Here is a 26,875-nt window from a genome sequence, read left to right as displayed (position 1 = left end):
GCTGGTAATAGGCGCCGCAGGCTTTTCATTTTTGAACGCCGCTTCCGACACTCAATGTCGAACCCATGACGCAACGCCGGCAGTAATGGGAGCGTGAGGGACGAGTCCCTCGCATACCTTCTGGCTTCTAAACCGCCGCCGTCGAAACGCCCAGATCCGGGATACCGATCGAGCGCCGCCCGCTGTAATCGGTCTTGACCACGATCAGGTTCGACTTCTCCAAATGTTCGAGCAGACGGCGGATACGTCCGGGCGAACTGGTACCATAGGCGCGGGCCAGCGCTTCATCGTCGGGGCATGGCGCCTCGTCCATCGCAGCGCGGGCGATGACAAGGAAAGGCGTCAGCAGGTCATCGGGCACGCTGCGCGACAATTGCAGCAGCGGCGCCCATTCCTCATCCGTCGGGCGATAGATGCCCGCCACGGCCAGCGCAAAGCGGCGGCGGAACTGGGTCACATCGCCCACATGCTGACCGATCTTCTTCATCCGGCAGCGGGTGGTAAAGTCCTGAAACAGCGATGAAATCGGCTGATAAGTGCAATCACGCTCGGCGGTGATGTCCTCCATGATCGCGGCCATGATCGACTGCACCTCTTCGGGCGGCAAGCTGGGCGGCGCGGGGACGCTGGCGGCGGAAAACAGATTGGGGCCGCTGTCATCGACCAGCGGCTCCTCGCCCGGCGCGGGGGCCATGACATAGGCGCCGATCTGCTCCATCAATTCGCCGGCATCGGGGCGCGGCAGACCGGCCAGCAGCGGGGTTTCCTGCGCTGCCAGTTCCTCGGCGGTGGGGGCCGCGTGGAGCAGCGCATGAAGATCATCGCCCGTCACGCTGGGCGGGGGCAGAAGCCCGGTGGACACAGCCTGACTGCGCGTTTGCACGCCCCCGATGCGGACCGACAGAGGCCGCCGCGTGATCGCGGGGCCAAGCGCCAGAAACTGCCCGCGCTGCAGATCGCGGATGGTTTCGGCCTGACGCCGATCCATGCCCAGCAGGTCGGCGGCGCGCTGCATATCGATGTCGAGGAAGGTGCGGCCCATCAGGAAGTTCGACGCCTCAGCCGCGACATTCTTGGCCAGCTTGGCCAGACGCTGAGTGGCGATGATGCCCGCAAGGCCGCGCTTACGCCCGCGACACATCAGATTGGTCATGGCCGAGAGCGATAGGCGGCGCACCTCATCCGTCACATCGCCAGCGGCGGCAGGAGCGAACATCTGCGCTTCGTCCACCACCACCAGCGCTGGATACCAGATCTCACGCGGGGCATCGAACAGCGCGTTCAGGAACGTCGCCGCACAGCGCATCTGCGCCTCGATCTCCAGCCCGTCGAGCGCCAGAACAACGCTCGCGCGATGTTGACGAACCCGATTGGCAAGCCGAACCAAGTCATTGGTATTATAGGCCGAACCATCCACGACGATATGGCCAAACGGCTCGGCCAGCGTGACGAAATCGCCCTCGGGATCAACCACGACCTGTTGCACCAGCGGGGCGGATTCCTCCAGCAAACGGCGCAGAAGATGCGATTTGCCCGAACCCGAATTGCCCTGCACCAACAGGCGCGTGGCCAGCAGTTCCTCAATATCGATCGGCACCGCTTTGCCGTTCGATTCTTCGCCTATGATGATGGATGCAGTCACGGTTGGCCTAGTAGCGCGTGGGGGGACGTGGGCAAAGGGCTGCGCCCCTAGTTTTCCAGAAGAAAGGAGGGAAATGCGAGGGACTCGTCCCTCGCGCTCCCATTACTGTCTGCGTCGCGCGAGGTGCTCAGCGTTGAGTCTCGGACGCAAGGTTTGCAGTTTAAAGCTTGCGGCGCCCATAGCTAGCGCCGCAGGCTTTAATCCTATGATCCACAAGCAAAGCCCGCGAATCCCCACCCCAGTATCGGGATTGCAAAGGGCCCCCGCCCTTTGCCCGCCGGAGGCAAACCTTACTTCAAAACCTCCACCGCCAAGGCCTCCGCCACCTTGATCCCATCCACCGCCGCCGAGAGAATCCCGCCAGCATAGCCCGCCCCCTCACCCGCCGGATACAGCCCGCGCGTGTTAAGTGACTGGAAATCCTTGCCCCGCGTGATGCGCAAGGGACTGGAAGTACGCGTTTCCACACCGGTCATAACCACATCGGGATGGTCATACATCGGGATCTGGCGGCCAAACACCGGCAGCGCCTCACGGATCGCGTCGAGCACATAATCGGGCAAACAGGCCGACAGGTCGGTCAGTTTCACGCCGGGTTGATAGGACGGCTTCACCGCCCCGAATTCGCCCGAAGAGGCGCGCCCGGCCAGAAAATCGCCCACCTTCTGCCCCGGCGCGCAATAGTCGCCGCCGCCCGCGGTAAAGGCCAGACTTTCCCATTTGCGTTGAAATTCAATGCCCGCCAGCGGATCGGCGGGATAATCCTTGCCCGGATCGACCGTGACCACCAGGCCCGAATTGGCGTTGAATTCCGCGCGCGAATATTGGCTCATGCCGTTGGTGACAACGCGGCCTTCCTCGCTGGTGGCCGCCACCACGCGCCCGCCCGGACACATGCAGAAGCTGTAAACCGCCCGCCCGTTCGATGCCTGATGCGAGATCGCATAGGCCGCAGCCCCCAGCACCGGATGGCCCGCGCAGGCGCCATAGCGCGCCTTGTCCACCCAGCTTTGCGGGTGTTCGATGCGCACGCCGATGGCAAAGGGCTTGGCCTCCATGAACACGCCGCGCTGGTGGAGCACCTCGAACGTGTCACGGCTGGAATGACCGGGGGCAAGGATGCAATGGCGCGCGGGCAGATAGCTTTCCGCCCCATCCCTGGTGCTGACCAGATGCAGGCCCTGCAGCGCGCCATCCTTGATGTCAAAATCCGCCACGCGGGTCTGGAAACGGTATTCCCCGCCGAGCGCCTCGATGGTTTCGCGCATCGAAATCACCATCGTCACCAGACGGAAGGTGCCGATATGGGGGTGCGCCTCATAGAGAATATCGTCGGGCGCGCCCGCTTTCACAAATTCGGTCAATACCTTGCGCGAAAGATGGCGCGGGTCCTTGATCCGGCTGTAGAGCTTGCCGTCGGAAAAGGTGCCCGCCCCTCCCTCACCGAACTGAACGTTTGATTCCGGGGTCAGTTGATGCTTGCGCCACAGCGCCCAGGTATCCTTGGTACGCTCACGCACCGCCGTGCCACGTTCGATGATGATCGGCTTCAGCCCCATTTCCGCCAGAATCAGCGCCGCCAGCAAGCCGCAAGGCCCCGCCCCGATCACCACCGGGCGCTCGCCTTCCTTGCCTCCGGCCCACCCATCGGGCGCCACCACCGGCGGGCGATAGGCCGTGTCGGGCGCAGGTCGCACATGGCTGTCTCCGTCCAGCCGGGCCAGCACTTCGGCCTCATCGTCCACTTCGACATCAAAGACATAGACCAGCTTAATCGCGCCCTGTTTGCGCGCATCATTGCCGCGCCGGACCATCGTGCTGCGCAAAATGCGCTGCGGCGCCACGCCCAGCCTCTGGGCAATGGCAGCGTCAAGCTGTTGTGGCGTGTGGTCGAGCGGCAGGGCGAGGTCGGAAAGGCGGATCATGCCCGCCCCATAATCCCAAGGCGATCATTTTGCCACCCCGCGCTTGCCCCCGCACTTGCGCACTTCGGACACAGCGCTATTCTCCATAGCAAAATTGGGAGAGCCTGCATGATCAAGCCCGAACTGGAATTCGTCTATGAAGCCACCGGCGAACTGGAGCCGCCCCGCCCCATCGGCGAGACCTATGACGGCACACGGCGCATCATCCCCATCGTGGGCGGCGGGCGCGTCGAAGGGCCGCTGATCAAGGGCCGCCTGATCGGCAATGCCGCCGACTGGCAGGTGACGCGGCCCGATGGCGTGACCGTGGCCGATGCGATCTATGCCATCGAAACCGACGATGGCGTAGTGATCCAGATCCGCAACAAGGGGCTGCGCCACGGCCCGCCCGAGGTGATGCAAAGGCTGGCCGCCGGAGAGACGGTGGACCCCGCCGAATATTATTTCCGCACCGTGCCTGAATTCATCGCGCCCAAAGGGCCGTATGAATGGATGAACCGCTCGATCTTCATCTGCTCGGGCGCGCGCTATCCGCTGGGCATCAAATTGTGGGTGTGGCGCGTGGTGTAATGCGTTTTGCGTTCAAGCTGCGCGAACGCAAAGCAACGCTCAATTGCCGCGCGGGCTTGTCGCCAGACCCGATCCTGACAAGTCGGGTCTGGCTCTAAACCGGCTCACCCGCCGCGCGGGCGCGGGTCAAAACCGCGCCCTCATCGCCCCGCACCCGCATGGCCAGAGCCACCAGCACCAGCACCAAAGGCACCGCCACCAGATTGATCGACAGGATCGCCCGGCCCAGATCGCCATGCGTGGCATCCGAAATCATCCCCACAATATACGGCCCCACGCCCAGCCCCGCGATGGTCATCACCACGATATAGGTCGAGGCGGTCAACCCGCGCATCCGGGGCAGAACCTGATCATACATCACCGCATAGAGCGGCGGCATCCACATGGTCAGCACGAAGCTGTAGAGCACAAAGCGCGCATAGAACCCGGCCGCATCAGGCGCATGATAAACCCAGAAGGCCAGACAGGGCGAGACCCCCATGGCAAACATCGCCAGCAGCACGCGCCCCACGCCGGGCAGCCTTTGCCCCGCCCAGTCCGTCACCGGCCCCGCCACCATCGGCCCCACCACGCCCAGCGCCGCCGAGAGCAGGCCGAATTGCAGCCCCGTCTGGGCAGGCGTGAGGTGATAGGTCTTCATCAGAAAGGCCGGGGTAAAGGCCATGCAGCCGTAATTGATCATGCTTTGCAGCGATCCGGCCGCAATGCACAGGATCAGCGAAGGGCTGCGCATCACCGCATAGGCGGGCCGGTCGGTGATACGCACCGCCTGCACCAGATTGAGCGTGGCGAACAGGCCCAGCCCCACCACTGCCCATTGCAGCGTATGGGGCGACAGGCTGACCACGCCAAGATTGAGCAGCGGGCGCGGGCTGAAAGCGGCGCCCGCGCGGGCCAGCGCCACCATCGCGCCGACAATGACCGCCGTGGCCATCAGATTGACCGCCCAGACCCGCGCCGAAGCCCCGCGCCGCGCCAGCATCAGCCAGTTGGTAAACGGCACGACCGCCAACAGCACATCAAACGAGGCGGCAAAGGGGCGCGGATCGGGGGGCGTGGTGATGCCCTCAATGGCCCCGCGCACGGGCTCGGCCAGACGCCAGAGCAGACCGGCCAAAGGTAGGCCCGGCACCGCCGCCAGCAGGAAAGCGAATTGCCACCCCCGCAGGCCAAAGGGCGCGCCGACCGCCGCAAAGCGCCCATCCCACCAATCGGCCGCCACTCCGCCCAGCACGCTGGACAGGCCAAGGCCAATGGCAATCGCCGCCGCCATCACCGCCATGGCAAGGCCCCGCCGCGCCTTGGGGAAATAGTCATAGATCAGGCTCGTACCCGCAGGCTGGCTGGCCGCCTCGCCGATACCCACGCCAAGGCGCGAGAGGGCGAGCAGCGCAAAGCCGCTGGCGATCCCGGCAAGGCCCGTGGCCAGCGACCAGAAGGCGATGCAGATGGCCAGTAGCCATGTCCTCCGCCAGCCATCGGCCAGACGCCCCAGAGGCAGCGAAAAGACCGCGTAAAACAGCGCAAAGACCGTGCCATAGAGCAGGCCCATCTCCGCATCGCCGATGTTCAGATCATGTTTGATACGCGGGGAAAGGATCGCCAGAATGTTGCGATCCAGCAGGCTGAGCAATTGCATCGCGCAGACCAGCAGTAGGGCATACCATCCGCCCTTGGCCACGCGGGTCGTTGAGGGCGCAATTCTCCCCGTCTGCATATGCATCGCAATCCTCTCTCTCCCGGCTGGGCGGTTTGTCCGCTCCATCTGTGTCCGGGATTTAGGGGGGAGGATAACGGGGAGGTCTGGCCTTGCCTAGCGGAAAAGAGACGTATTACTTACAATTTTTCAGGCCCGGAACACCAGCCGTTTTAGCACCGCATAGTTGAGCACCACCACCGCAAAGGTCGTGACCGCGCCCGCCAGATAGGGATCGGCGATGAAATGCGAGGCCAGTTTCAGCCCAGCCAGATTGATGAGATAATTGCCCGCATAGGACAGCGCGAAACGCAATTTCGCTGGGCCCGCCCCGGTAAACACCCCGCGCGAATAGGTGAAATAATTGAACCCAGTGCCCAGCACATAGCCGATGGCCTGCGCCAGATAGCGGTCCAGCCCCAGCCAGATCAGCCCGGCATAAAGCCCATAGCCAAAGGCCGTGTTGAGCGCGCCCGCAATCAGAAAGCGCAGGATTTCAGCGGCGCGATCCCGCGAGATCATCCGTAATCCTCGGGGAAGTTCACCCGCTCGCGCTCCAGCACCAGCGGCGTGCCGCGCGTGCGTTCGGAGATCTGACGGATATGGTCGCCCATCAGGCCCATAAAGCCGAAGATCAGCGCGAATTGCGCCTGAAGCACCATGCCGATCAGCCAACCCGCAATCGGACGCCCGGTGAAAAAGGCGATCCCCGCGCCCACCAGCATCAGCAAGGACACAACCGCCCCCAGCACGCTGAGATAAAGCGGCGCGCGCAGCAGGCGCTTGGATGAACCCGTCAGGCCCGCGATGGCGAAATCGAGCAGGGTGAAGAAATTGTTCTTCGATTTGCCTCTCGTCCGCGGCGGGCGAACATAGTTGATCGTCTCCAGCGGAAAGCCCGTTTCCACCAGCAACCCGCGATAAAACGGCTCCGGCTCGTTCAGCGCCTTGATCGCATCGACCACGCGGCGGCTGTAGATGCCAAAGCCGGTGGCGTTGGGAATGGTCTGAAAGTCGCCGAAATTCTTGGCCAGCCAATAGGACAGCGCGCGGATCGCGGTCAGCATCAGGCCCGACTTTTCCCGCTCGCGCACGCCCAGCACGATGTCGACGCCCTCCTGCCAGCGGCGCACGAAATGGGGCAGCAGTTCGGGGCTGTCCTGAAAATCGGCGCACATACCGATCACCGCCCGCCCCCGCGCGGCATAAATGCCATGGGTAGGCGAGCGCATCTGCCCGAAATTGCGCGTGTTGGCGATCAGGCGGATGCGCGGGTCGCGCATACACATCGCCTTGATGATGCCAACCGTGTTGTCGGTCGAATGGTTGTCGATAAAGATGATGTCAAAGCTGATGCCCAACGGCTCCAGTTGCGCGATCACCGCCTCGGCAATCGGCCCGGCATTCATCTCCTCGTTGTAACAGGGGATGACCACCGAGACATCAATGTCGGCACTCTTCGTCATGAATTACCTTCCCGCTCAAGAGGAGCGTTGTGCCCACGCGATCATCTCGGCCACCTGCGCGGCCAGAGGGACGGGCGCGATGCCATGGTCGGCCAGCAGGGTGCGATAGGCCGCATCGTCGCCATGATAGATATCGGCGGGGCCGGTGGTGATCTCGGCACGCTGGACGCTGGCGCCGGTCTGCGCGGCCACCACGCCTGCAATCTCGCCCAGTTCCATCGCCTCGCCCCCGCTGTCAAACCGCAGCACGCCCTTGGGCGGCAGCAGGGCGGCAAAGGCAAGGCTCATCAATTCGCGAATGGCGACATAGGCGCGTACGACCTGGCGGGGCGCACGCACCTCAACCGGGCGGCCAGCGATGGCGTCGTCGATGAAGCTGGCGATGGCATAGGCGCCCGGCTTGTTGATATAGGGCCCGGTCAGCGCATAGATTCGGGCGATAACGGCGCGATGGCCCGTTTCATCGGCCCATGCGGCAAAGCGTTCTTCATCCTCGCGTTTCAGGGCGCCATAGAGCCGCATCGCCGCGCTGGCCTGCGGATCATCGGCCTTGGCCGCCGCCCCGCTGCTGGCCACAAAAATCGCCTCGGCGCCGATCGGGTTCAGAGCTTTCAGAACACTTTCGCTGATCGCGCGATTGGCGGCGATATAGGCCGCCTCATCCATCGCCTCGGCGCGATCCTTGGTCAGGAAAGCGGTGTGCAGCACAATGGTCGGCTCTTTGGGCAACCATGCCATATCGGCCAGCGGCCGCTGCAACACCTGCGATCCATCGGCAAGGCGCAGCGCGCGCGTGTTCGAGCCGAAGGGACGCACCCGCTTCTCAAACTTGTCACCCAACGCGGCGGCCAGCAGGTCGAGCGTGGCAAGGCCGATCCAGCCCCCCGCCCCGGTGATGACGATACGCCGCCCGTCCTCGACCAGCGCGCGTACCACTTCGGGAGCCAAACCTTCAGCCATGCGCCCGCTCCATCACCGCGCGGGCCAGTTCGCCGAAACAATCATAGCTCATCGCCGGATCGGGCCGGTAATCGGGGTCGGCATAGCCATGGGTCAGGAACAGGAAGGGCATGCCCCGCGCATCGGCCACGGCATGGTCCAACTCGCTGTCGCCCACAAACAGGCAATGGTCGGGCGAGGCGTTCAGATCGGCCAGCACCAGATCGAGCAGATCGGGCGCAGGCTTGGGCGGAACCCCTGCGCGCGATCCCACCACGCTTTGAAACAGCGGGGCAAGGCCGGTATCTTCCAGCACCTTATCGACCAGATTCTGCGGCTTGTTCGAACAGATCGACAGCACGAAACCCTGTCCATGCAGGCTGCGCAGGCTGGTGGCTACATGGTTGAACAGCGTTTCCACGCGCGTCCGCGTCACCGCATAACGGCGGCGGAATTCGGCCAGTTCCTGCGCCGGATCACCGCAGTCATCGCCCAGCAGCGCCATCACCATCTTTTGCCCGCCATGGCTCATCCACGGGCGGGCAAATTCGGGGTCGATCTTGCGCGTATTACCGCGCTCCGCCAGCATCCCTTCGAGGATTTCGATGCAGATCGCACAAGAGTCGACCAGCGTACCGTCGAGATCGAAGATCAGATGGCGAAGCATGTGCTCACCGCAAGGTGGCGCAGGGCGCCATGGCTGCGGCCAGTTCCTCGTCCGACAGGAAGGGCGAAAGATCCTCGAGCGGGGGCGAGACCATCGTGCCATCGGGCAGGCGGCGGCTCGACAGCTTAGGCTCGAACTGCTGCGCCTTGTCGATCATCACCTCGCACAATTGCGCGCCCTCGCCATCCAGCGTGGCGCGGATCGCGGCGGACAGATCGCCATCCTTTTCCGCCTTGCGCGCAGGGAAGCCGAAACCGGCGGCCAGACGCGCAAAATCGGGGAAGGTCAACCCGCTGTCCGGCCCGCAGCCGACCGAGAAGCCCTTGAAATGGGCCACCTGCGACTGACGGATCGAGTGATAGCCGTCATTGTTGAGGACAAAGATCTTGATCGGCAGGCGCGCGCCCACGATGGTCTGCAACTCCTGCAGGTTCATCATGATCGAGCCATCACCGGCAAGGCAGATGATCCGCCGTCCGCCGCCCGCATAATAGGCCCCGATGGCGCCGGGCAGGTCATAGCCCATGCTGGCGCAGCCCGAATTGGTATAGAGCCGCTGACCCTTTTTCAAAACCGCGCATTGGAAGATCGTGACGCAGGCCGTGCCGTCGCCCGAGACGATGATGTCGCCTTCTTCCAACTCGTTGAACAGGGCCTCGCCAAAGACATAGGGGTTGATCGGGCCGGTCTCGCTGCGGAATTCATCGCGCACGGTGGGATATTGCGCGGCTCGTTCGCGGCTGCGCGCCAGATAGGCGGCGCGGTGTTCCGCCCCCGCTTCCGGCACGCCCACCGCATCGACCGCCGCGAAGAAATCGCGCAAATCGGCATGGATCGCCCGGTGCAGGTTGAGCGTCGGCTTGCCCAGTTCGGCCCGGTCGATATCGACCATCGCCACGCGCGCATTGCGAGCAAAGCTCTGCCAGTTATAGCTGATCTGGCGGATGTTGAGGCGGCTGCCCAGCACCAGCACATAATCGGCGCCCTGCACGGCGAAATTGCCGCCGCGGTCGCCCACGCTGCCCGGGCGGCCGACATAGAGAGGATGGGCATTGGGCAGCGCATCATGCGCGTTCCAGCCCGTGACGACCGGCGCGCCCAGACGCTCGATCAGCGCCAGAAACCGCTCATGCGTGTTCGACAGACGCACGCCCGCACCGACAAACACCACCGGCCGCTCCGCCGCGCAGAATTCGGCCAGCATCGCGCCAACCTCGGCCTGCAACGCATCGCCCGTCAGCGCGCCGGTTTCGGCGGCATTGTTGGGCGCGTTCCATTCGGCCGCAGTGTCCACATCGGCCGCAGGATCGAAGGCCTCCAGCGCATCCGGGTCCACGGGCGCAGCCTGAACGTCGATGGGAACATCGATCCACACCGGGCCGGGCCGCCCGCGCGTGGCAAGGTAGATCGCTTTTTCCACCACCTTGCGCGCCTGCGCCGGGTCCTGCAGCACCACCGCATATTTGGTGATCGGCCGCACCATGCCGACAATATCGACTTCCTGATCGCCCAACTGGCGCAGCGGGATATGCGGGAAATTGCCCGCAATCGTCTCGCGCTTCACCTGACCCGACACCACGATCATCGGGATCGAATCGACATAGGCGCCATAGACGCCGTTGAGCGTGTTCACGCCCCCCGGCCCCGTCGTCACATTCACCAGCGCAGGCTTGCCGCACAGCCGGGCATAGCTTTCCGCCGCAATGGCGCTGGCCTGCTCGTGGTGGTTGAAGATCTTGCGCAGGCCCGCTTCGCGCCCAAAGGCGTCGTTGAGGTGCATGGCCCCGCCGCCCGTCAGCATGAAGCAGTCCGAAACACCGCTTTGCACCAACAGGCGGGCGATCAGGTCCGCGACCCGGATAGTCTCAGCCATGATGATTTACGCAGGCTCGGCGGTCTTGGCGGTGGCCTGACGCGCCTCCATCATGGCGATGCGGGTGGCGTCTTCCTCGGCAATGCCGCGATAAAAATCGCGCTTGTTCTTGAGCCAAAGCAGCTCAAACTCGATCGCCAGTTCCATGCCCGCCTGCGCGCGGCCATCCTCGACCACGGCGGCGTCGAACACGACCTTGCGCGTTTCGAAACGGTCCAGACGATGCGCGCGGGCGCCCGCCAGCAAAGGCACCGAATCCGGGCTGACCCCGCCGCCCACGACCAGTTCGAGGCCGCGCTCCTGCGCCACCTTGGCCACGGCATTGACATAGTCGGCCATCACATCGCTGTTCACAAACGAGCGGTCATGGCCCAGCGAGCCGGCGAAATCGACGCGGCCAAACACAAAGCCGACATTGCCCGCCTGCGCCACTTCGCCCAGCTTTTCCAGGCTTTCAAAGGTGGTCGCGGTTTCCACGTTGAACAGGAAGGACATGTCCGCCTGCTCGTCCTTGGGAAACACCTTGTCCTTGGCGGCAATGAATTTCGAGAGCGCATAGGGCGTCTCGACCATCGGAGCGATGATGTAATCCACACCATATTGGCGCGCCTCGATCAGGTCGCGGATCGCCTCGCAACCGCCGATCTTGAGCGCGACCTTCAACCCGGCGCGGCGGGCCAGTTCGAGCAGGCGCAGGAATTCATCGCTGCGCGTGCCTTCGGCCTCAAACTCGGCCTTGACCGAGACAAAACCATATTTGGCCGCGCCTTCGGCCAGAATCGCCAACATGCGTTTTTCGTATGCGTTCACGTCTAAACCTCTTCGGCTGGCTTTCCGACCCTGCCCGTAACAAACCTTGGTCCCTTAGCCCTTAGCCGATCCGTAATGATCCGCAAGGAAGACACCAATCTGCTCGGCGGTATAACTAAGGTGGTCATCCGTCAAACCCGGATAGATGCCCAACCAGAAAGTATTGGTCGTCACCAGATCGGCATTGGCCAGATCGCCCACCACGCGCACGTTGCGGCCCTTCATATAGGGTTGGTGCAAGAGGTTGCCGCCAAACAACAAACGGGTGCCGATCTTCTGCTCGGTCAGGAATTCGACCAGAGCCTCGCGGTTGATGCCGGTCTCGGGACGGATGGTGATGGGATAGCCGAACCACGAGGGCTGCGAACGCTCGGTCGCCTGCGGCAGGATGAAGATATCCTCCAGCGGTTTGAGCAATTGCGTCAGCTTGTCGAAATTGCGCTGGCGCGCGGCGATGAAGCCGTCGAGCCGGTCAAGCTGGGCCAGCCCCACGGCCGCCTGCATGTCGGTGATCTTCAGGTTATAGCCGACGTGGCCATAGGTATACTTGTGGTCATAGCCATGCGGCAGCGTGCCCAGCTTGCGGTTGAAGCGCTTGCCGCAGGTGTTGTCCTGACCCGGCGCGCACCAGCAGTCACGCCCCCAGTCGCGGAACGATTCGACCACGCGCTTCAGACGCGGCTTGTCGGTGAAGACCGCCCCGCCCTCGCCCATGGTGATGTGATGCGCAGGGTAAAAGGACAGCGTGCCCAGATGGCCGAACGTGCCCACCGGCTTGCCGTCAAACGTCGCGCCCAGCGCGTCGCACGTATCCTCAACCACCCAGAGATTGTATTTCTCGGCAACGCGCATCACTTCGGCGATGTCAAAGGGATTGCCCAGCGTATGGGCGATCATGATGGCGCGGGTCTTGTCCGAAATCGCCGCCTCGATCATCTCGGGCTTGATATTATAGGTCGGGATATCGCAATCGACAAAGACCGGCACCAGCCCATATTGCAGCGAAGGATTGACCGTGGTGGGGAAACCCGTCGCCACGGTGATGACTTCATCGCCCGGCTTCAACGCATCGCCGCGATGATAATGCGAGGTCAGCGCCGCCAGCGCCAGCAAATTGGCCGACGAACCCGAGTTGGTGGTCAGCGCATGGGCCACACCCAGACGCGCGGCCAGCTTTTCCTCGAATTGCGCGTTATAGCGCCCCGTGGTCAGCCACATGTCCAGACTGGCATCCACCAGATTGCGCAGCTCGCCCTCGCCCACGACCTTGCCTGAGACGGGCACGACGCTCTCGCCAGGCAGAAACGCGCGGGGGGCGTGGTAACGGCGCGCATATTCCTCGGACAGACCAAGGATCAGTTCGCGCAATTGCCCTTCATCGCTGTCCTTCACCATGCCCGCCACGGCGGAGGAAAGGTCGAGCATGGGATTATCAATCGTGGCCATAGAAACTGTCTGCCTGTAAACTGTCTTCTGAAAATTTCAGACGCGTTGAAACATTATTAGCCTTGTTGAAACAAAGCGCGATAGGCGGCCAATTGTGTCAGTGAAATTGCCTGCGCATCGCCGCCCTCGGCCACGCCCCTGTGCCATTCCACGATCCGGCCCAGCGCCTCGCCCAGCCCCCAGGCCGGGCGCCAGCCCAGAGAATTGCGGGCCTTGGCGCAATCCAGCTTGAGGATTTTGGCCTCATGGGGGCCCGACACCTGCTCGGGCTGGTCCCAGCCGGTATTGCCCCAATGCCCGGTGATCCGGTCGGCGATCCAGCTTACCGGCTGCGTGTCATCATCGGCCGGACCGAAGTTCCAGCCCTCGGCGGCCCATGCCTGCCCATCCGCCAGCGCCTGCGCGATCAGCAGATAGCCGCCCAGCGCCTCGAGCACATGCTGCCACGGGCGGATCGAATGGGGCGAACGGATCAGCGGACGCTCCCCGGCGATCAGCGCGCGGATGATGTCGGGCACCAGCCGGTCGAGCGCCCAGTCGCCCCCGCCGATCACATTGCCCGCCCGCACCGATGCCAAAAGCGGCGCGCCCGGCGCGGAAAAGAAACTGCGCCGATAGGCCGCGATCACCAGCTCGGCCGCGCCCTTGCTGGCCGAATAGGGGTCATGCCCGCCCATCGGATCGCTCTCGCGATAGGGCCAGACCCATTCGCGGTTCTCATAGGCCTTGTCCGAGGTGATCGCCACAATGGCCTTCAGATTGGGCGCCCGGCGGCAGGCGTCCAGCACATGGACCGTGCCCTGCACATTGGTGGCGAAAGTTTCCACCGGCGTGTCATAGGACAGGCGCACCAAAGGTTGCGCGGCCAGATGGAACACCACCTCCGGAGCGGCCTGCGCCACGGCGGCCTCGACCACGGCCATATCGCGAATGTCGCCCTCTATATGCGTCAGCAGGCTTTCCACCCGCGCCTGACGAAACAGGCTGACCTCCTCGGCCGCCAGCGACAGGCCCGTTACCGCCGCGCCCATCTGATGCAGCCAGAGCGCCAGCCAACTCCCCTTGAAGCCGGTGTGTCCCGTCAGCAGGACCCGCCGCCCTGCCCAGAAGGATGGATCATGCACGACAGCCACGATCCCTTACCACTTTTTCCACGGCGCGGCGCCCTGCGCCCAGAGCCGTTCAAGATGCTGCTTGTCGCGCAGCGTATCCATCGGCTGCCAGAAGCCGTCATGGCGGTACGCCACCAGCTCACCGCTATGGGCCAGCGTTTCGAGCGGATAATCCTCCCACACCTGATCCGGACCCGAAATCAGGTCGATCACCGAAGGATCCAGCACAAAGAAGCCGCCGTTGATGAGGCCGCCATCGCCCGCCGGCTTTTCCTTGAAGCTCGTTACCTCATGCCCGCCCGAACCATCGCCGAATTCCAGCGCGCCAAACCGGCCCGGAGGCGCAACGGCCGCAATCGTCGCCTTCTTGCCATGGGCGCGGTGAAAGGCCAGTTCGGCCGAAATGTCGATGTCGGAAACGCCGTCGCCATAGGTGAAGCAGAAAGGCTCGCCATCGGTCAGGAACCGGCGAACACCCCACAGGCGCCCGCCCGTCTGCGCGGTAGGCCCGGTGTCCACCAAAGTCACCGTCCAGGGCTCGCTCTTGGCCTCGTGCACGGTCATCTTGTTATTGGCCAGATCAATGGTCACATCGGCGGCATGAAGGAAGTAATTGGCAAAAAATTCCTTGATGACATAGCCTTTGTAACCAAGACAGATGATGAAGTCATTGACGCCATGGGCCGCATAGATCTTCATGATATGCCAAAGGATCGGCATACCCCCCACTTCGACCATCGGCTTGGGGCGGCTCGAAGTCTCCTCGCCCAGCCGCGTTCCCAAACCACCCGCTAGAATTACTGCCTTGGTCAAGTGACCCCCGAATATGTTGATCAGGTAAAATCAGGACGAAAAAATTCGGCTCGGGCCATGGGCTACTTGCCCTGCAACGTCAAGCGTTCTGCCCATCAGCGTCCCAAAACGCGCCGGTCTGAGTGGCCCGCATCGACGCCGCTTTCAAGGGGCCTGGGTAAGGCTCGATCCGGCATCGGGGGCAAAGGCCAGATTGGGGATGATGGCGGTAAAACTGATCGCCGCGATGATCCAGAAGGCCAGCGCAAAATCCAGCAACTCGGGGTGCTGCACACCATGCGCGGCGGTGCTGATCTGAAGGATCGTGGCCGCCATGCACACGCCCAGCGACAGGGTGAGCTGCTGAAACGTGGTATAGAAACTGGTCGCGCGGCTCATTTCCTCGGATGCCAGCCCGTCATAGGCGATGGTGTTATAGGCGGTGAATTGAAACGACATCAGAAAACCGGCCAGCACCAGCACGCCCCAGATCGCCCATTCCGGCCATGCGGGCGAAAAGAAGCCGCAGGTCGCATAGACCACCGTTCCCGCCGCGCCCATCAGGGTCAGCCCCCGCCGAAAGCCCAGCCGCCGCAGGACCGGCCCGGCCAGCCCCTTCATCACGATGGACCCGACCGCAGTTGCCAGCGTGATCGTGCCCGCCCGCGCGGCGGAAAAGCCAAAGCCATATTGCACCATCAGCGCCAGCAGGAAGGGCTGCGCGCCCTGCAGCAGGCGGGTGATCGACCCGGCAATCCATGACAGGCGGAAATTGCGGTGGCGCAGCAGCGCAAAATCCATGATCGGCGCGGGGTGTCGCCGCGCATGGGCCCAATAGGCCAGCGCCATCGCCACCCCGATCCCCAGCGGCAACAGCGCCACCGCGCCCGCATGGATCGGCCCGGCCGCCTCGAACCCCACCATCAGCGCGGCCAGCGCCACGGCCGACAGCACAAATCCCACAGCGTCAAACACCGGCGGCTCCTGCGCGCGGACATCGGGAATGTAGCGCGACACCAGCACCAGCGCGAGCATGGCAATCGGCAGGTTGATCCAGAAGATCGCCCGCCAATGCATATAGGTGACGATAAAGCCACCCAGCGGCGGCCCCAGAATCGTGCCCAGCAGGCCGGGCACCAGCATCCAGCTTGTGGCATTGACCAGATCGCGCGGCGGCACCGTGCGCAGCATCACCAGACGCCCCACCGGCAACATCATCGCCCCGCCCACGCCTTGCAGGAAACGCGCCGCCGCCATGGCTTCCAGCCCATTTGTCAGCGCCGAGCCGAGCGAGCCGAGCGCGAAAACGCCGATCGCCGCGCAAAACACCCGCCGCGCGCCAAACCTGTCGGCCATATAGCCCGAGACCGGCACAAACACCGCCAGCGCCAGCAGATAGGACGTGACCGTCACCGAAAGCGCGGGAGGCCGCACCCCGAAATCACGCGCGATGGTGGGCAAGGCCGTGGTCAACACCGTGCCGTCGAACTGCTCCATGAACAGCGCGCAGGCAACGATCAGACCGATAAGTCGATAATCACTGGCGCCCATCTCTTCGACAGGGGCCGCATCGGCAATCGGGGGAGTCGCTTGCTGCATTTGCGAAAGGCTCTAGGCCGATGAATCCGGCGGGGCAAGAGCGGGATCCGCGCAAAATCCGCAGGGCGTGAAGGCGACAGGCGCCCGTCAAGGAAGGGGGCGGTTTGATCCGCCCCCTCGCCCTCAATCCTGCGCGATGGGCAGCAGGACGGCGCTGGCCGTGGCCCCGCCGCGCTGGATGCTCTGCGTGGCGGCTTTGTAATCGCCGGGTTTGGCGTTGAAGATATTGGCCACATAGGTCTGCGGATTACGGTCATAAAGCGGGAACAGGCTGGATTGCACCTGCACCATCAGGCGATGTCCGGGCAGCAGCACATGGTTGATATGCGGCAGTTCGAAGCGGACATTCTCCACCTTGCCCGGCTTCCACGCGCCGGGCGTGGCAAAGCCGTGAACATAGCGGCCCCGGAAAATCTCGATGCCCAGCGGCAGTTCGAAACCGGGATTGGCAGGCTTGGCGCCTTGTGATGCCGCCTCGGGCGTGGTGTCGGGGGCCACGTCGATCAGCTTGACCACCCAGTCCGAATCCGTACCCGTGGTGGCGGCATAGAGGTCCACCTTGGGCGCGCCCTTGATATGGATCGGCTTGTCCAGCGGAGCGCTTTTGTAGGTCAGCACATCGGGGCGATCCTCGACAAAGCGCTGATCGTGGACCAGCCATGTCGTCCATTGCTTGCGGTCGCTCATGGACAGCGGGCGCGGCAGGAAAGGCACCGGATGGGCCGGATCGGAGACGTAATCGTCATGCCCCGCCGCGCCAGGCGCAAAGGACAGGCCGCCCCCCGCGCCCAGATAGAGCGGGGTCATTTTCGCATCATCCCATTTCTGCGAGACCTCCCACTGGTTGATGCCGGTGGCATAAGTCAGTACCGGGGGCGTGTGCGGATCGGACGCATCCTTCAGCCAGTGGTCGAAGAAGGGCTTGAGCCATTTGACGCGAAATTCATGGGCCGTGTCGCCGGTAAAGGTCACATCGCCCAGCTCATAGCCATAATGGTTGACGCCGGAATGCCGCCACGGCCCGATCACCAGCGAGAGCTTGTCATTGCCGGTATCCTTGGGCTCCAGCGCGCGATAGACGGCCGGGGCGCCATAGGAATCCTCCTGATCCCATTGGCCCACGACCAGCATGGTTGGCACGGTCAAGGGCCGCGCGGCCAGCCATTTGTCCACCGCCTGAAGCGACCAGAACGGGGTATAGGCCGGATTGTCCATTAGCTTGCGCACGCCCGGAATGGTTTCAATGCCCCATTTGCGCGCGAAATCGCCCGCAGAGCCTGCCTCCAGATAGGCGCTGTAATCATCGCTGCTCCCACGCGGGATTTTGGCGTCGGCATCGCCTTTGCCCACGCTCATGTCGACCATATAGTCGAAGCTGTTCACCCGGAACGCGCCATTGTGAAACCAGTCATCGCCCATCCAGCCGTCGACCATCGGGCTTTGCGGCACGGCGGCTTTGAGCGCTGGATGCGGATTGATCAGCGCCATCAGCGAGGTGAAGCCGAGGTACGAGCTGCCGATGATGCCCACCTTGCCGTTGCTTTCGGGCACATTCTTCACCAGCCAGTCGATCGTGTCATAGGCGTCGGTCGCCTCGTCGATCCCGGTGTTGTTCAGGGGGCCGACGATGGGGCGGTTGAGCACCCAGTCGCCCTCGGATTTGTGCATGCCCCGAATGTCCTGATAGACGCGGATATAGCCGTCTTCGGCAAATTCGGCATCCATCGCGGGCAGGATTTCGGTGATCTTCTGGCTGGCCGTGCGCGTCACGTCGCCATGCGCGTTATAGGGGCTGCGCGAGATCAGGATGGGGGCGTTCTTCGCGCCCTTCTTGAACACAATGGCGGTGTAGAGTTTCGTGCCGTCGCGCATCGGGATCATCACCTCGCGCAGGGTAAAATCGGCATTGGCGCGCACCGCGTCATAGGATTTGACCACATCGGGCGTCATCGGCGTCACGGCATTTTGCGCGCCTGCGGGCGCTGCAAGAGCAAAGGCCAGCGCAAGGAACGCGCCGGAACGAAGCAGTTTCATGGGAAAGCCCCTTTTGTGCAGATGCAATAGCCCAGCATGTCGTCATTGCGCGGCGGCCGCAAGCGGCACCCCCACCTAAACACGGACAGGCAGAAACATTTTATCACAAACCGGCACTTAACCCGCAAAATGGGCGCTCTAGATCATGACCATCGAATGCACGGACGAATGCACGAGGAGCGAAATGATCCGGGTACCTTTCACATCGGCCTATGCCCTGAATGAAACGGCGCTGATCCCCGCTCCGCATTGATCGGTTTTACGCGTTCCGGCCGAAGATCCCCAAGAACCCTCCTGAGGCCGGTTCATGCCGCAGGCGCCACTCCATCCGCGCCTGCCCCCTTGCGATCGGGGCAAGAGGTCTTTACCTCGCGCCCCGATCGCCTTTACTGTGCGCCGACAACGGCCAGGTTCATAAAATCATGACAGCTAAATCCATCCTGCTTGTAGAAGACGATCCGGCGCTGCGCCTGCTGACGGCGCGGGCGCTGCGGGCCAATGGCTATGACGTGCGCACAGCCAGCACAGGCGCGGAAATGTGGGTGATGCTCGACAGCGCGCCGGCCGATCTGATCGTGCTGGACATCATGCTGCCGGGCACGACGGGCATCGAACTCTTTCGCCGGTTGCGCAAGGAATCGGACACGCCGGTCATCTTCGTTTCCGCGCGCGGCAGCGAGGAGGACCGCGTGCTGGGCCTCGAACTGGGCGCGGACGATTATCTGGCCAAGCCTTTCAGCACGCGCGAGCTGATCGCGCGCATCGGCGCAGTCCTGCGGCGCGGGGGCAGCGACGAGGAACGCGCGCCCGTCCAGAAGATGCTGACCTTCGATGGCTGGTCGCTCTCACTCTCGCGCCACGAATTGCGCTCTCCCGAAGGGGCGCTGGTGGATCTGACGGGGGCGGAATTTGATCTGCTCGCCACTTTTCTGGGGCAGCCCCAGCGCGTGATCGGACGCCAGCGCCTGATCGAACTGTCGCGCACGCGCCTGTCCGACAGCTCGGACCGCAGCATCGACGTGCTGGTCAGCCGGTTACGCCGCAAGCTGTCCAACCCCAATGGTCAGGCCCCGATCGCCACCGTGCGCGGCATCGGCTATATGTTCACCGCCGAGGTTGCGCGCCATTGAAGTGGCTTCACGCTCTGGGCCTGCCCGCGCGGATGCTGGCCATCCTTGCGATGGTCATGCTGGTGGATATCGGCGCCAATGCGATCCTGTTCGAACGCGCCAATGAATTCGCGCTGGAGGCCGAAGAGGCCGACAATCTGGCCGATGATCTGATCGTTACCGCGCGGCTGTTGAACGAGACGCCCCCTCCTCAGCGCGAACGTGTTGCGCGGGAATTGAGCCGCCCGGGCCTGAAACTGCTGTGGAAACCGCAGGGCGGCGAACGACCGCTGGCCGCGCTTGATCTTGGCACGATGCAGCAGCAGTTGATCGCCTATCAGCCGCAATTGAACCAGTATCGCCTGCAACTGCATCTGGCCCCGCTTCATGCCCGGCATGAGGTGGATGGCTCGATGATGCTGGCCGACAGCTCGCTCATCACCTTCCACAGCGAGGCGCGCGACATATTCGTGCTGCGCGCCAGCTATCTGCTGCGCATCCTCCTGCCCACCTTGCTGCTGGTGCCGCTGGCGTGGTTTCTGGTCTATGCCTCGCTGCGCCCCTTGCGGCGGCTGGTGCGAGCCAGTCGGCATGTCGGCACGCCCCATGCCCGCCCCATCGAAATGGACGGCCCGGCCGAAGTGCGCGAACTGATCAGCGCGTTCAACGCGATGCAGCGCCGGATCGACGACCTGCTCGACGCCAATACCCAGACCATGCTGGCCATCGGCCATGACATGCGCACGCCGCTGGCGCGGATGCAGTTGCGGCTGGACGGCGTGCCGATGGATGCCGAAGAGCGCGATGCGATGGATGGCGATCTGTCGGAAATGCGCGACCTGCTCTCCTCGCTTCAGGATTTCGTGGCGCTGGACGAACCCGGCCCCGCCAAGGAACCGGTGGACCTTGCCGCGATGGCGCAAACCTTGGTCGACGGGGCGCAGGATCGCGGCTATCCGGCCGAGTATGAGGGGCCGGACCGGCTGGTGGTGATGGCGCGGGCGGTATCGCTGCGCCGGGCCATGTCGAACCTGATCGAGAATGCGCTGCATTACGGCGGCAATGTCATGGTGCGCGTCGAGATCGAAAAGGCCAGTGTCACGCTGGCGGTCGAGGATGACGGCCCCGGCATTCCCGAGGAACATCTGGGCAAGGTGCTGCAACCCTTCATCCGGCTGGACAGCGCGCGGGCGCGCAATACGGCGGGCATGGGGCTGGGCCTGCCCATCGTGGTGCGGGTTTTGCGCAGCGAGGGGGCCGAGCTGTTCCTGTCGAACAAGCCCGACGGGGGGCTGCGCGCGCTTATCCGCCTGCCGCAACCGCCGATGTAAGTGGTTCATCCCGCGCTCAGTTTCCAGAAACACTTCCTTACATAGAAGCGCGGTCATAGCAAAATCGGACACATAAACTGATCTCATCAGCCAGCCCCCCTTGCGGCAGGCAACAGATCAAAAGGTGTGACCATGAACGAACTGATTGGCCGCGTATTCAGCTTTGAAAAGACCACTTTTCCGGCCAGTGGCGAGCTGTTCAACAAATTGACCACCCATGGGCAATTCCCCAAGGCGCTGATGATTTCCTGTGCTGACTCGCGCGTTGTGCCCGAACAGATCCTTCAGGCCCAGCCCGGCGACCTCTTCGTATGCCGCAACGCGGGCAATATGGTGCCCAGCTACGGCACCCAGCTTGGCGGCGTGTCGGCAACGGTGGAATATGCGGTGGCCGCGCTTGGCGTGCGCGACATCATCGTGTGCGGCCATTCGGACTGCGGCGCGATGAAGGCGCTGTCCAACCCGGTCGGCCTCGAGCGTATGCCCAATGTGAAGGCATGGCTGGACCATGGCGCTGCGGCTGAACATATCGTCTCGACCTGCAAGGGCCACCTGCAGGACAAGGAACGCGTGCGCGCGATCACGCTGGAAAACATCATCGCCCAGATCGCCCATCTGCGCACCCACCCCTCGGTGGCCTCGGCCATCGCGCGCGGCGAAATGGCGCTGCATGGCTGGTTCGTCGACATTCACGCCGGACAGGTACTGGGCCTTGACGGCGAATCCGGCCATTTCGTGCCCCTGCGCGAGGACAGCCCGCTGCCCGTCGCTATGCCCGCCTCGCGCCGGATCGCCGACGAAACGCTGATTGCGGAGGCGGCTGAATGAGCCAGACGGCGCAAAAGAGCGGGATCGGCGCGTTTCTCGCGCGCGACTTCACCGCCTCCATAGTCGTCTTTCTGGTGGCGATGCCTCTTTGCATGGGCATCGCCATCGCCTCTGGTGTGCCGCCCGAAAAAGGCCTGGTAACGGGCCTGATCGGCGGCATTGTCGTGGGCGCGCTGGCCGGCTCGCCCTTGCAGGTGTCGGGCCCGGCGGCGGGTCTGGCGGTGATCGTGTTCGAATTCGTGCGCGATCACGGGCTGTCGGCGCTGGGGCCGATGCTGGTGCTGGCGGGCGCGATTCAGTTGGTGGCGGGCATTGCCAAACTGGGCGGCCTGTTCCGCTCGATCAGCCCGGCGGTGGTCCATGGCATGTTGGCGGGCATCGGCGCGCTGATCGTGCTGGGCCAGTTCCACATTCTGTTTGACGCCAAGCCGATGTCGAACGGGCTGGCCAATCTGGCGGCCATTCCCGGGCGCGTGCTGGGCCTCTCGCCCGACATTCGCTCGACCGAAATGGCGCTGGGCCTTGGCCTGACCACGATCCTTGTCATGCTGGCATGGGAAAAGTGGCGTCCTAAAAAGCTCGCTTTGGTTCCCGGCGCGCTGCTGGGCGTGGGCGCGGCCACGATCATCGCGGCCAGCTTTGGCCTGAACGTCACGCGCATCGCGGTGCCCGAATCGCTGGCCGCCGCCTTTGGCACGCCGGGCGCGGGCTTCTTTGCCCCGCTGGGCAATACGGCGGTGATTACGGCGGCCATCGCCATTGCCTTTATCGCCAGCGCCGAAACGCTGCTGTCCGCAGCGGCAGTGGATCGCATGCATGATGGCGTGCGCACCAACTACAACAAGGAATTGTGGGCGCAGGGCATCGGCAACATGCTGTGCGGCGCGGTGGGCGCGCTGCCGATGACGGGCGTGATCGTGCGCTCCTCGGCCAATGTTCAGGCGGGCGCGATGACGCGGCTCTCGGCCATCCTGCATGGCGTGTGGATTCTGGCCTTTGTCGCGCTGCTGCCCTGGCTGCTGCGCGAAGTGCCGATGGCGGCGCTGGGCGGCGTGCTGGTCGTTACGGGCTGGCGCCTGGTCAGCCTCAAGCATGTCACGCATCTGTTCCACAACTATGGCGTGATTCCGGCGGCGATCTGGGTCGTCACTTTCGCGCTGGTGGTGGGCAAGGACCTGCTGACGGGCGTGATCGCGGGCCTGCTGCTCTCGCTGGTGGAGCTGATCCCGCTGGCCAAGGGGCTGCGGCTGGGCGTCGAGGAAAAGCATACCGACGACGGGCATCATGTCGCCCTTCAGGGTTCGGCTACCTTCCTCAGCCTGACCAAGCTGACCAACCGTCTGGAAAGCGTGCCTGCCGACCGACCGGTCCATCTGGACCTGAAGGATGTGCATGGCATCGACCACACGACGGCCGAAATGCTGGGCGAATGGATCGCGCGCCGGCGTCGGGGCGGGGCTGCGGTGCGGTTGAGCGGGCCGGACCCCATCCTCAACACTCTGGCCGCCTGATTTCCCCGGTCGGCTCGAGACGCCCCTCTTGGAGTGATCCAAGGGGGGCGTTTTCGTTTGATTTGGGGGAGAATGCTTTCCGCAGCTTTGCGGCGGGGCCGCGCAATGCTAGAGACGGCCCAAAGGGCGCTCGGGATGAAGCGCCTGTCTTCGCAGTGTAAAGGTGGGGCGGACTTGTCCAGACCAGTATTTTTCGATCCCTCGGGGCGCCGTCGGCGCTGGACGCGGCGGTTGACCTTCTTCGGCCTGATCGCCTTGGTGATCGCGGCCATCGCCTTTGCCACAACCGTGGTGCATATCCCTGCGCCCTCGCCGCTGCCTTTGGGGTTTGAACGGCGCACCGCGCTGCCCATGCGTACACAGGTGTCGCGCCTGTCGCATTCCTTCTCGCGCATGTTCAGCACCCCGCCCAAACAGCGCGCGAACAGCAAGGGCCAGACGATCACGGTCGCCTTCTATTCGAACTGGTCGGATGCCTCGGCGCCTTCACTGCTGCGCCATATCAACCAGATCGACTGGATCGCCCCCACCTCGCTCAACATCGACATGGCGGGCAACCTGCATGTCAGCGAGGACCGCCCGCTGCGGCGCATCCTGCTCTCGGCGCTGCATCGCCCGCTGGTGGTGCCGGTGCTGCAGAACGTGGATGACAAGGGTTTTTCACGCCCCGCCGCCATCGCGCTTTTCGCCAGCAAGGCCAAGCGCAAGGTGTTGATCGGGCAATTGATCGATTACCTGAAGAAATCGGGCGATGCGGGCATCATCTTCGACTTTGAAGACCTGCGCCCCAGCGACATTCCCGCCTATCGCGCCATGATCGCCGAGGTCGAGCGCGCGCTTGATCCTACCGGGCAGGTCGTTGCCGTCACGCTGCCGATGGAGGGCGATGGCTGGTCGCCTTCGCAATTTGCGGCCGTTGCCGACAAGATCATCCTGATGGCCTATGACGAGCACTGGGCCAGCGGCAACCCCGGCCCCATCGCCTCGAACGACTGGTTCGCCTCTAAGGTACGCAAGGCCATCGGCAACATGCCCGCCGACAAGGTGATCATCGCGCTGGGTTCCTATGCCTATGACTGGCACCCCGGCCCCGATGGCAAGAATGCCGCCGAGAGCCTGACCGTCGAAGAAGCGTGGCTGTCGGCCCATGATTCCGCCGCCACGCCCACCTATGACAAGGCCAGCGGCAACACCGGCTTCTCTTTCCTCGAAAATGGCCAGCGCCATGACGTGTGGATGATCGATGCCGCGGCCAGCTGGAACCAGATGCGCATCCTTTCGCAACTGGGCGTGGGCAATATCGCGCTCTGGCGCCTTGGCACCGAGGACCCCGGTTTCTGGCAAGCGCTGCAAAGCTGGCGCAGTGGGGGCAGGCAGAACCCTTTTCCGGATCTGAGCCACATCGCCCAGACCGCCAACGCCGACGTTGAGGGCGCGGGCGAAATCCTGCGCATCACCTCGACCCCGCGCGAGGGCGAGCGCAAGGTCAGCTTTGACCCAAAGACCGGTCTGGTTTCGGGCCAAACCTATGACAGCCTGCCTACGCCCTATAAGGTCCAGCGCACCGGCTATGCCGAAAAAAAGGTCGCGCTGACCTTTGACGATGGGCCGGATACGGTCTGGACGCCCAAGATTCTCTCGATCCTTGAGCAATACAAGGTTCCCGCCACCTTTTTCATCATCGGCGAAAACGGGGTATCGAACCGGGCGATCCTGCAACGGATGGTCGCCTCGGGGATGGAGATCGGCAACCACTCCTATACCCACCCCAACATGGCCAATTCCTCGGAAACCGGCATTCGGCTGGAGCTGAACGCGACGCAGCGGCTGGTCGAAGCCTATACGGGGCGTTCGATGCGTCTGTTTCGCGCGCCCTATTTCGGTGACGCCGAACCCACCACCGCCGACGAACTGGTACCCGCGCAGATCGCGCAGGAGCATGGCTATACGATCGTGGGCCTGCATGTGGACCCCGATGACTGGATGCGCCCCGGCGTGCAGCATATCGTCGATTCCACGCTAGCGCAGGTCAAGGAAGGGCACCCCGGCTATTCGGGCAACATCATCCTGCTGCACGATGGCGGCGGCGACCGTGAGCAGACCGTGACCGCGCTGCCCGGCATCATCGTCGCGCTGCGCCAGCAGGGGTACAAATTCGTCACCGTGGCCGAACTGGCAGGTCTGACCGCCGATCAGGTGATGCCGCCGGTCAAGGGCTATGACCTGCTGGCGGTGCGGGCCGACGTTTTCGCCTTTACCTCGATCGGCGTGATGATCGTGGTGCTCAACTGGTCGTTCTTCTTCGCCATCGCGCTGGGCGTGCTGCGCTCGGTCACGCTGGTGGCGCTGGCCATGCTGCCCGCCAAGCGCAAGGCGCCCACGCCCGATGCCACCTTCCGCCCCAAGGTCACGGTCATCATCCCGTGTTTCAACGAGGAGAAGGTGATCGAGACCAGCGTCAAACGCATTCTGGAATCGACCTATCCCTATCTCGACGTGATCGTGGTGGACGATGGATCGAAGGACCGGACCAGCGCGATCGTCACCGAGAAATTCGGCGACAATCCGCGCGTGCGGCTGATGACGCTGGTCAATGGCGGCAAGGCGAGCGCGCTGAACAAGGCGCTCAAAGAGGCCACCGGCGAGATCATCGTCGCGCTGGACGCCGACACGCAGTTTGAAAAAGAAACGATCCTGCGCCTTGTCCGCTGGTTCATCGATCCGAAAATCGGCGCGGTGGCGGGCAATGCCAAGGTGGGCAACCGGGTCAATCTGGTAACCCGCTGGCAGGCGGTGGAATATACCACGGCCCAGAATATCGAGCGCCGCGCGCTGACCCGCTTTGACGCGATCATGGTGGTGCCGGGCGCGGTGGGCGCATGGCGGCGCAGCGCGCTGGAAAGCGTGGGCGGCTATCCCGAGGATACGCTGGCCGAGGATCAGGATCTGACCATCGCCATCCAGCGCAAGAAGTGGAAGGTCGCCTATGACGAGGAGGCCGTGGCATGGACCGAGGCGCCCGAAAGCTTTGGCGCCCTGTCCAAGCAACGCTTCCGCTGGTCCTATGGCACGCTGCAATGCCTGTGGAAGCATCGCAAGATCATGCGCCGGGGCAAGCCGGGGGGCCTGGCCTTCATTGGCGTGCCGCAGGCATGGGTGTTCCAGATCCTCTTCGCCGTCATTTCGCCCACCATCGATCTGGCGCTGGTCGTCTCGATTCTGGGCACGATCACCCGCGTGATCCAGCATGGCTGGGCCCAGACTCAGACCGACGTGTTGCGCATGGGCGTTTATTGGGCGGCGTTTTCGTCCATTGACCTTGTGTGCGGCTGGATCGCCTATCGCATGGATGTGCGCGACCGCAAATTCCGCCCGTTCCTGCTGCTGGCCCAGCGCTTTGTCTATCGCCAGTTGATGTATTCGGTGGTGATCCGGGCTGTGGCCGCCGCCGTGCGCGGGGTCGGCACCGGCTGGGGCAAGCTGGAGCGGACGGGCCGCGTTTCGGCGCCGGAAGGCGGGGTTTAA

Annotated in this window: 20 protein-coding genes; 6 read left to right on the top strand and 14 right to left on the bottom strand. The window is 63.7% G+C overall.

Going from position 1 to position 26,875, the window contains the following annotated elements:
- Positions 1–127: 127 nt before the first annotated feature.
- Both FHW92_RS16990 and FHW92_RS16985 read right to left on the bottom strand, forming a co-directional pair.
- Positions 128–1,642: an ATP-binding protein gene (locus tag FHW92_RS16990; protein WP_168604478.1), complete on the bottom strand. Its 1,515-nt coding sequence runs from the start codon at positions 1,640–1,642 to the stop codon at positions 128–130.
- Positions 1,643–1,932: 290 nt separating this feature from the next.
- Positions 1,933–3,567 (bottom strand): NAD(P)/FAD-dependent oxidoreductase, encoded by a 1,635-nt coding sequence (locus FHW92_RS16985; protein WP_168604477.1) that lies wholly within the window; start codon positions 3,565–3,567, stop codon positions 1,933–1,935.
- Between the two features lie 108 nt (positions 3,568–3,675).
- Between FHW92_RS16985 and FHW92_RS16980 the strand changes: the two genes are divergently transcribed.
- Positions 3,676–4,137, top strand: coding sequence for a DUF3237 domain-containing protein (locus tag FHW92_RS16980; RefSeq protein ID WP_168604476.1), 462 nt, complete (start codon positions 3,676–3,678; stop codon positions 4,135–4,137).
- A gap of 94 nt (positions 4,138–4,231) precedes the next feature.
- On the opposite strand, the gene FHW92_RS16975 is transcribed toward FHW92_RS16980, so the two are convergent.
- The 12 genes from FHW92_RS16975 to FHW92_RS16920 form a co-directional block, all read right to left on the bottom strand.
- Entirely contained in the window at positions 4,232–5,854 is a 1,623-nt protein-coding gene (locus FHW92_RS16975; RefSeq protein ID WP_168604475.1) for an MFS transporter, read from the bottom strand.
- Between the two features lie 129 nt (positions 5,855–5,983).
- Complete coding sequence (locus tag FHW92_RS16970) at positions 5,984–6,355, bottom strand: GtrA family protein (RefSeq protein WP_168604474.1); 372 nt, start codon at positions 6,353–6,355, stop codon at positions 5,984–5,986.
- On the bottom strand, positions 6,352–7,299 hold the full coding sequence (locus tag FHW92_RS16965; RefSeq protein ID WP_168604473.1) for a glycosyltransferase family 2 protein: 948 nt from the start codon (positions 7,297–7,299) through the stop codon (positions 6,352–6,354). Before FHW92_RS16965 ends, FHW92_RS16970 begins: the two co-directional genes overlap by 4 nt.
- 15 nt (positions 7,300–7,314) lie before the next feature.
- Positions 7,315–8,259, bottom strand: coding sequence for an NAD-dependent epimerase/dehydratase family protein (locus FHW92_RS16960; RefSeq protein ID WP_168604472.1), 945 nt, complete (start codon positions 8,257–8,259; stop codon positions 7,315–7,317).
- A complete protein-coding gene (locus tag FHW92_RS16955) occupies positions 8,252–8,905 on the bottom strand; it encodes an HAD hydrolase-like protein (RefSeq protein ID WP_168604471.1) in 654 nt (217 codons plus the stop codon). The genes FHW92_RS16960 and FHW92_RS16955 overlap by 8 nt, the downstream gene beginning before the upstream one ends.
- Before the next feature lie 4 nt (positions 8,906–8,909).
- Positions 8,910–10,778 carry a thiamine pyrophosphate-binding protein gene (locus FHW92_RS16950; RefSeq protein ID WP_168604470.1) on the bottom strand — a complete coding sequence of 623 codons (1,869 nt, stop codon included), beginning with the start codon at positions 10,776–10,778 and terminating at the stop codon, positions 8,910–8,912.
- 6 nt (positions 10,779–10,784) lie between these two features.
- Complete coding sequence (locus FHW92_RS16945) at positions 10,785–11,588, bottom strand: aldolase/citrate lyase family protein (RefSeq protein WP_172249335.1); 804 nt, start codon at positions 11,586–11,588, stop codon at positions 10,785–10,787.
- 54 nt (positions 11,589–11,642) lie between these two features.
- On the bottom strand, positions 11,643–13,013 hold the full coding sequence (rfbH, locus tag FHW92_RS16940; protein ID WP_246870235.1) for a lipopolysaccharide biosynthesis protein RfbH: 1,371 nt from the start codon (positions 13,011–13,013) through the stop codon (positions 11,643–11,645).
- A gap of 77 nt (positions 13,014–13,090) precedes the next feature.
- A complete protein-coding gene (gene rfbG / locus FHW92_RS16935) occupies positions 13,091–14,167 on the bottom strand; it encodes a CDP-glucose 4,6-dehydratase (protein ID WP_172249337.1) in 1,077 nt (358 codons plus the stop codon).
- A gap of 6 nt (positions 14,168–14,173) precedes the next feature.
- Entirely contained in the window at positions 14,174–14,959 is a 786-nt protein-coding gene (gene rfbF / locus FHW92_RS16930) for a glucose-1-phosphate cytidylyltransferase (protein ID WP_168604469.1), read from the bottom strand.
- A gap of 144 nt (positions 14,960–15,103) precedes the next feature.
- On the bottom strand, positions 15,104–16,537 hold the full coding sequence (locus FHW92_RS16925) for an MFS transporter (RefSeq protein ID WP_210428564.1): 1,434 nt from the start codon (positions 16,535–16,537) through the stop codon (positions 15,104–15,106).
- A 123-nt stretch (positions 16,538–16,660) separates the two neighbouring features.
- Positions 16,661–18,487, bottom strand: a complete 1,827-nt coding sequence (locus tag FHW92_RS16920; RefSeq protein ID WP_246870255.1) for a CocE/NonD family hydrolase — start codon at positions 18,485–18,487, stop codon at positions 16,661–16,663.
- A gap of 506 nt (positions 18,488–18,993) precedes the next feature.
- On the opposite strand from FHW92_RS16920, the gene FHW92_RS16915 reads away from it, so the two are divergent.
- From FHW92_RS16915 to FHW92_RS16895, 5 genes are all read left to right on the top strand, one after another.
- Entirely contained in the window at positions 18,994–19,701 is a 708-nt protein-coding gene (locus FHW92_RS16915) for a response regulator transcription factor (protein ID WP_168604467.1), read from the top strand.
- A complete protein-coding gene (locus tag FHW92_RS16910) occupies positions 19,698–21,011 on the top strand; it encodes an ATP-binding protein (RefSeq protein WP_246870234.1) in 1,314 nt (437 codons plus the stop codon). The genes FHW92_RS16915 and FHW92_RS16910 overlap by 4 nt, the downstream gene beginning before the upstream one ends.
- Positions 21,012–21,143: 132 nt before the next feature.
- Positions 21,144–21,839: a carbonic anhydrase gene (locus FHW92_RS16905; protein ID WP_168604466.1), complete on the top strand. Its 696-nt coding sequence runs from the start codon at positions 21,144–21,146 to the stop codon at positions 21,837–21,839.
- Positions 21,836–23,350, top strand: coding sequence for a SulP family inorganic anion transporter (locus FHW92_RS16900; RefSeq protein ID WP_168604465.1), 1,515 nt, complete (start codon positions 21,836–21,838; stop codon positions 23,348–23,350). The genes FHW92_RS16905 and FHW92_RS16900 overlap by 4 nt, the downstream gene beginning before the upstream one ends.
- A gap of 174 nt (positions 23,351–23,524) precedes the next feature.
- On the top strand, positions 23,525–26,875 hold the full coding sequence (locus tag FHW92_RS16895; RefSeq protein WP_168604464.1) for a glycosyltransferase: 3,351 nt from the start codon (positions 23,525–23,527) through the stop codon (positions 26,873–26,875).

It is taken from the genome of Novosphingobium sp. SG707, assembly GCF_012275515.1.
In the GTDB taxonomy this organism is placed as follows: domain Bacteria; phylum Pseudomonadota; class Alphaproteobacteria; order Sphingomonadales; family Sphingomonadaceae; genus Novosphingobium.
The sequence above is the reverse complement of the archived record's forward strand: the minus strand, read 5'-3'. Positions and strand labels throughout refer to the sequence as shown.

Coding starts and splice junctions, on each gene's coding strand:
- FHW92_RS16985 (WP_168604477.1), bottom strand. CDS start 3,567: ATGATCCGCCTTTCCGACCTCGCCCTGCCGCTCGACCACACGCCACAA.
- FHW92_RS16980 (WP_168604476.1), top strand. CDS start 3,676: ATGATCAAGCCCGAACTGGAATTCGTCTATGAAGCCACCGGCGAACTG.
- FHW92_RS16975 (WP_168604475.1), bottom strand. CDS start 5,854: ATGCAGACGGGGAGAATTGCGCCCTCAACGACCCGCGTGGCCAAGGGC.
- FHW92_RS16970 (WP_168604474.1), bottom strand. CDS start 6,355: ATGATCTCGCGGGATCGCGCCGCTGAAATCCTGCGCTTTCTGATTGCG.
- FHW92_RS16965 (WP_168604473.1), bottom strand. CDS start 7,299: ATGACGAAGAGTGCCGACATTGATGTCTCGGTGGTCATCCCCTGTTAC.
- FHW92_RS16960 (WP_168604472.1), bottom strand. CDS start 8,259: ATGGCTGAAGGTTTGGCTCCCGAAGTGGTACGCGCGCTGGTCGAGGAC.
- FHW92_RS16955 (WP_168604471.1), bottom strand. CDS start 8,905: ATGCTTCGCCATCTGATCTTCGATCTCGACGGTACGCTGGTCGACTCT.
- FHW92_RS16950 (WP_168604470.1), bottom strand. CDS start 10,778: ATGGCTGAGACTATCCGGGTCGCGGACCTGATCGCCCGCCTGTTGGTG.
- rfbH (WP_246870235.1), bottom strand. CDS start 13,013: ATGCTCGACCTTTCCTCCGCCGTGGCGGGCATGGTGAAGGACAGCGAT.
- FHW92_RS16925 (WP_210428564.1), bottom strand. CDS start 16,537: ATGCAGCAAGCGACTCCCCCGATTGCCGATGCGGCCCCTGTCGAAGAG.
- FHW92_RS16920 (WP_246870255.1), bottom strand. CDS start 18,487: ATGACGCCCGATGTGGTCAAATCCTATGACGCGGTGCGCGCCAATGCC.
- FHW92_RS16915 (WP_168604467.1), top strand. CDS start 18,994: ATGACAGCTAAATCCATCCTGCTTGTAGAAGACGATCCGGCGCTGCGC.
- FHW92_RS16905 (WP_168604466.1), top strand. CDS start 21,144: ATGAACGAACTGATTGGCCGCGTATTCAGCTTTGAAAAGACCACTTTT.
- FHW92_RS16900 (WP_168604465.1), top strand. CDS start 21,836: ATGAGCCAGACGGCGCAAAAGAGCGGGATCGGCGCGTTTCTCGCGCGC.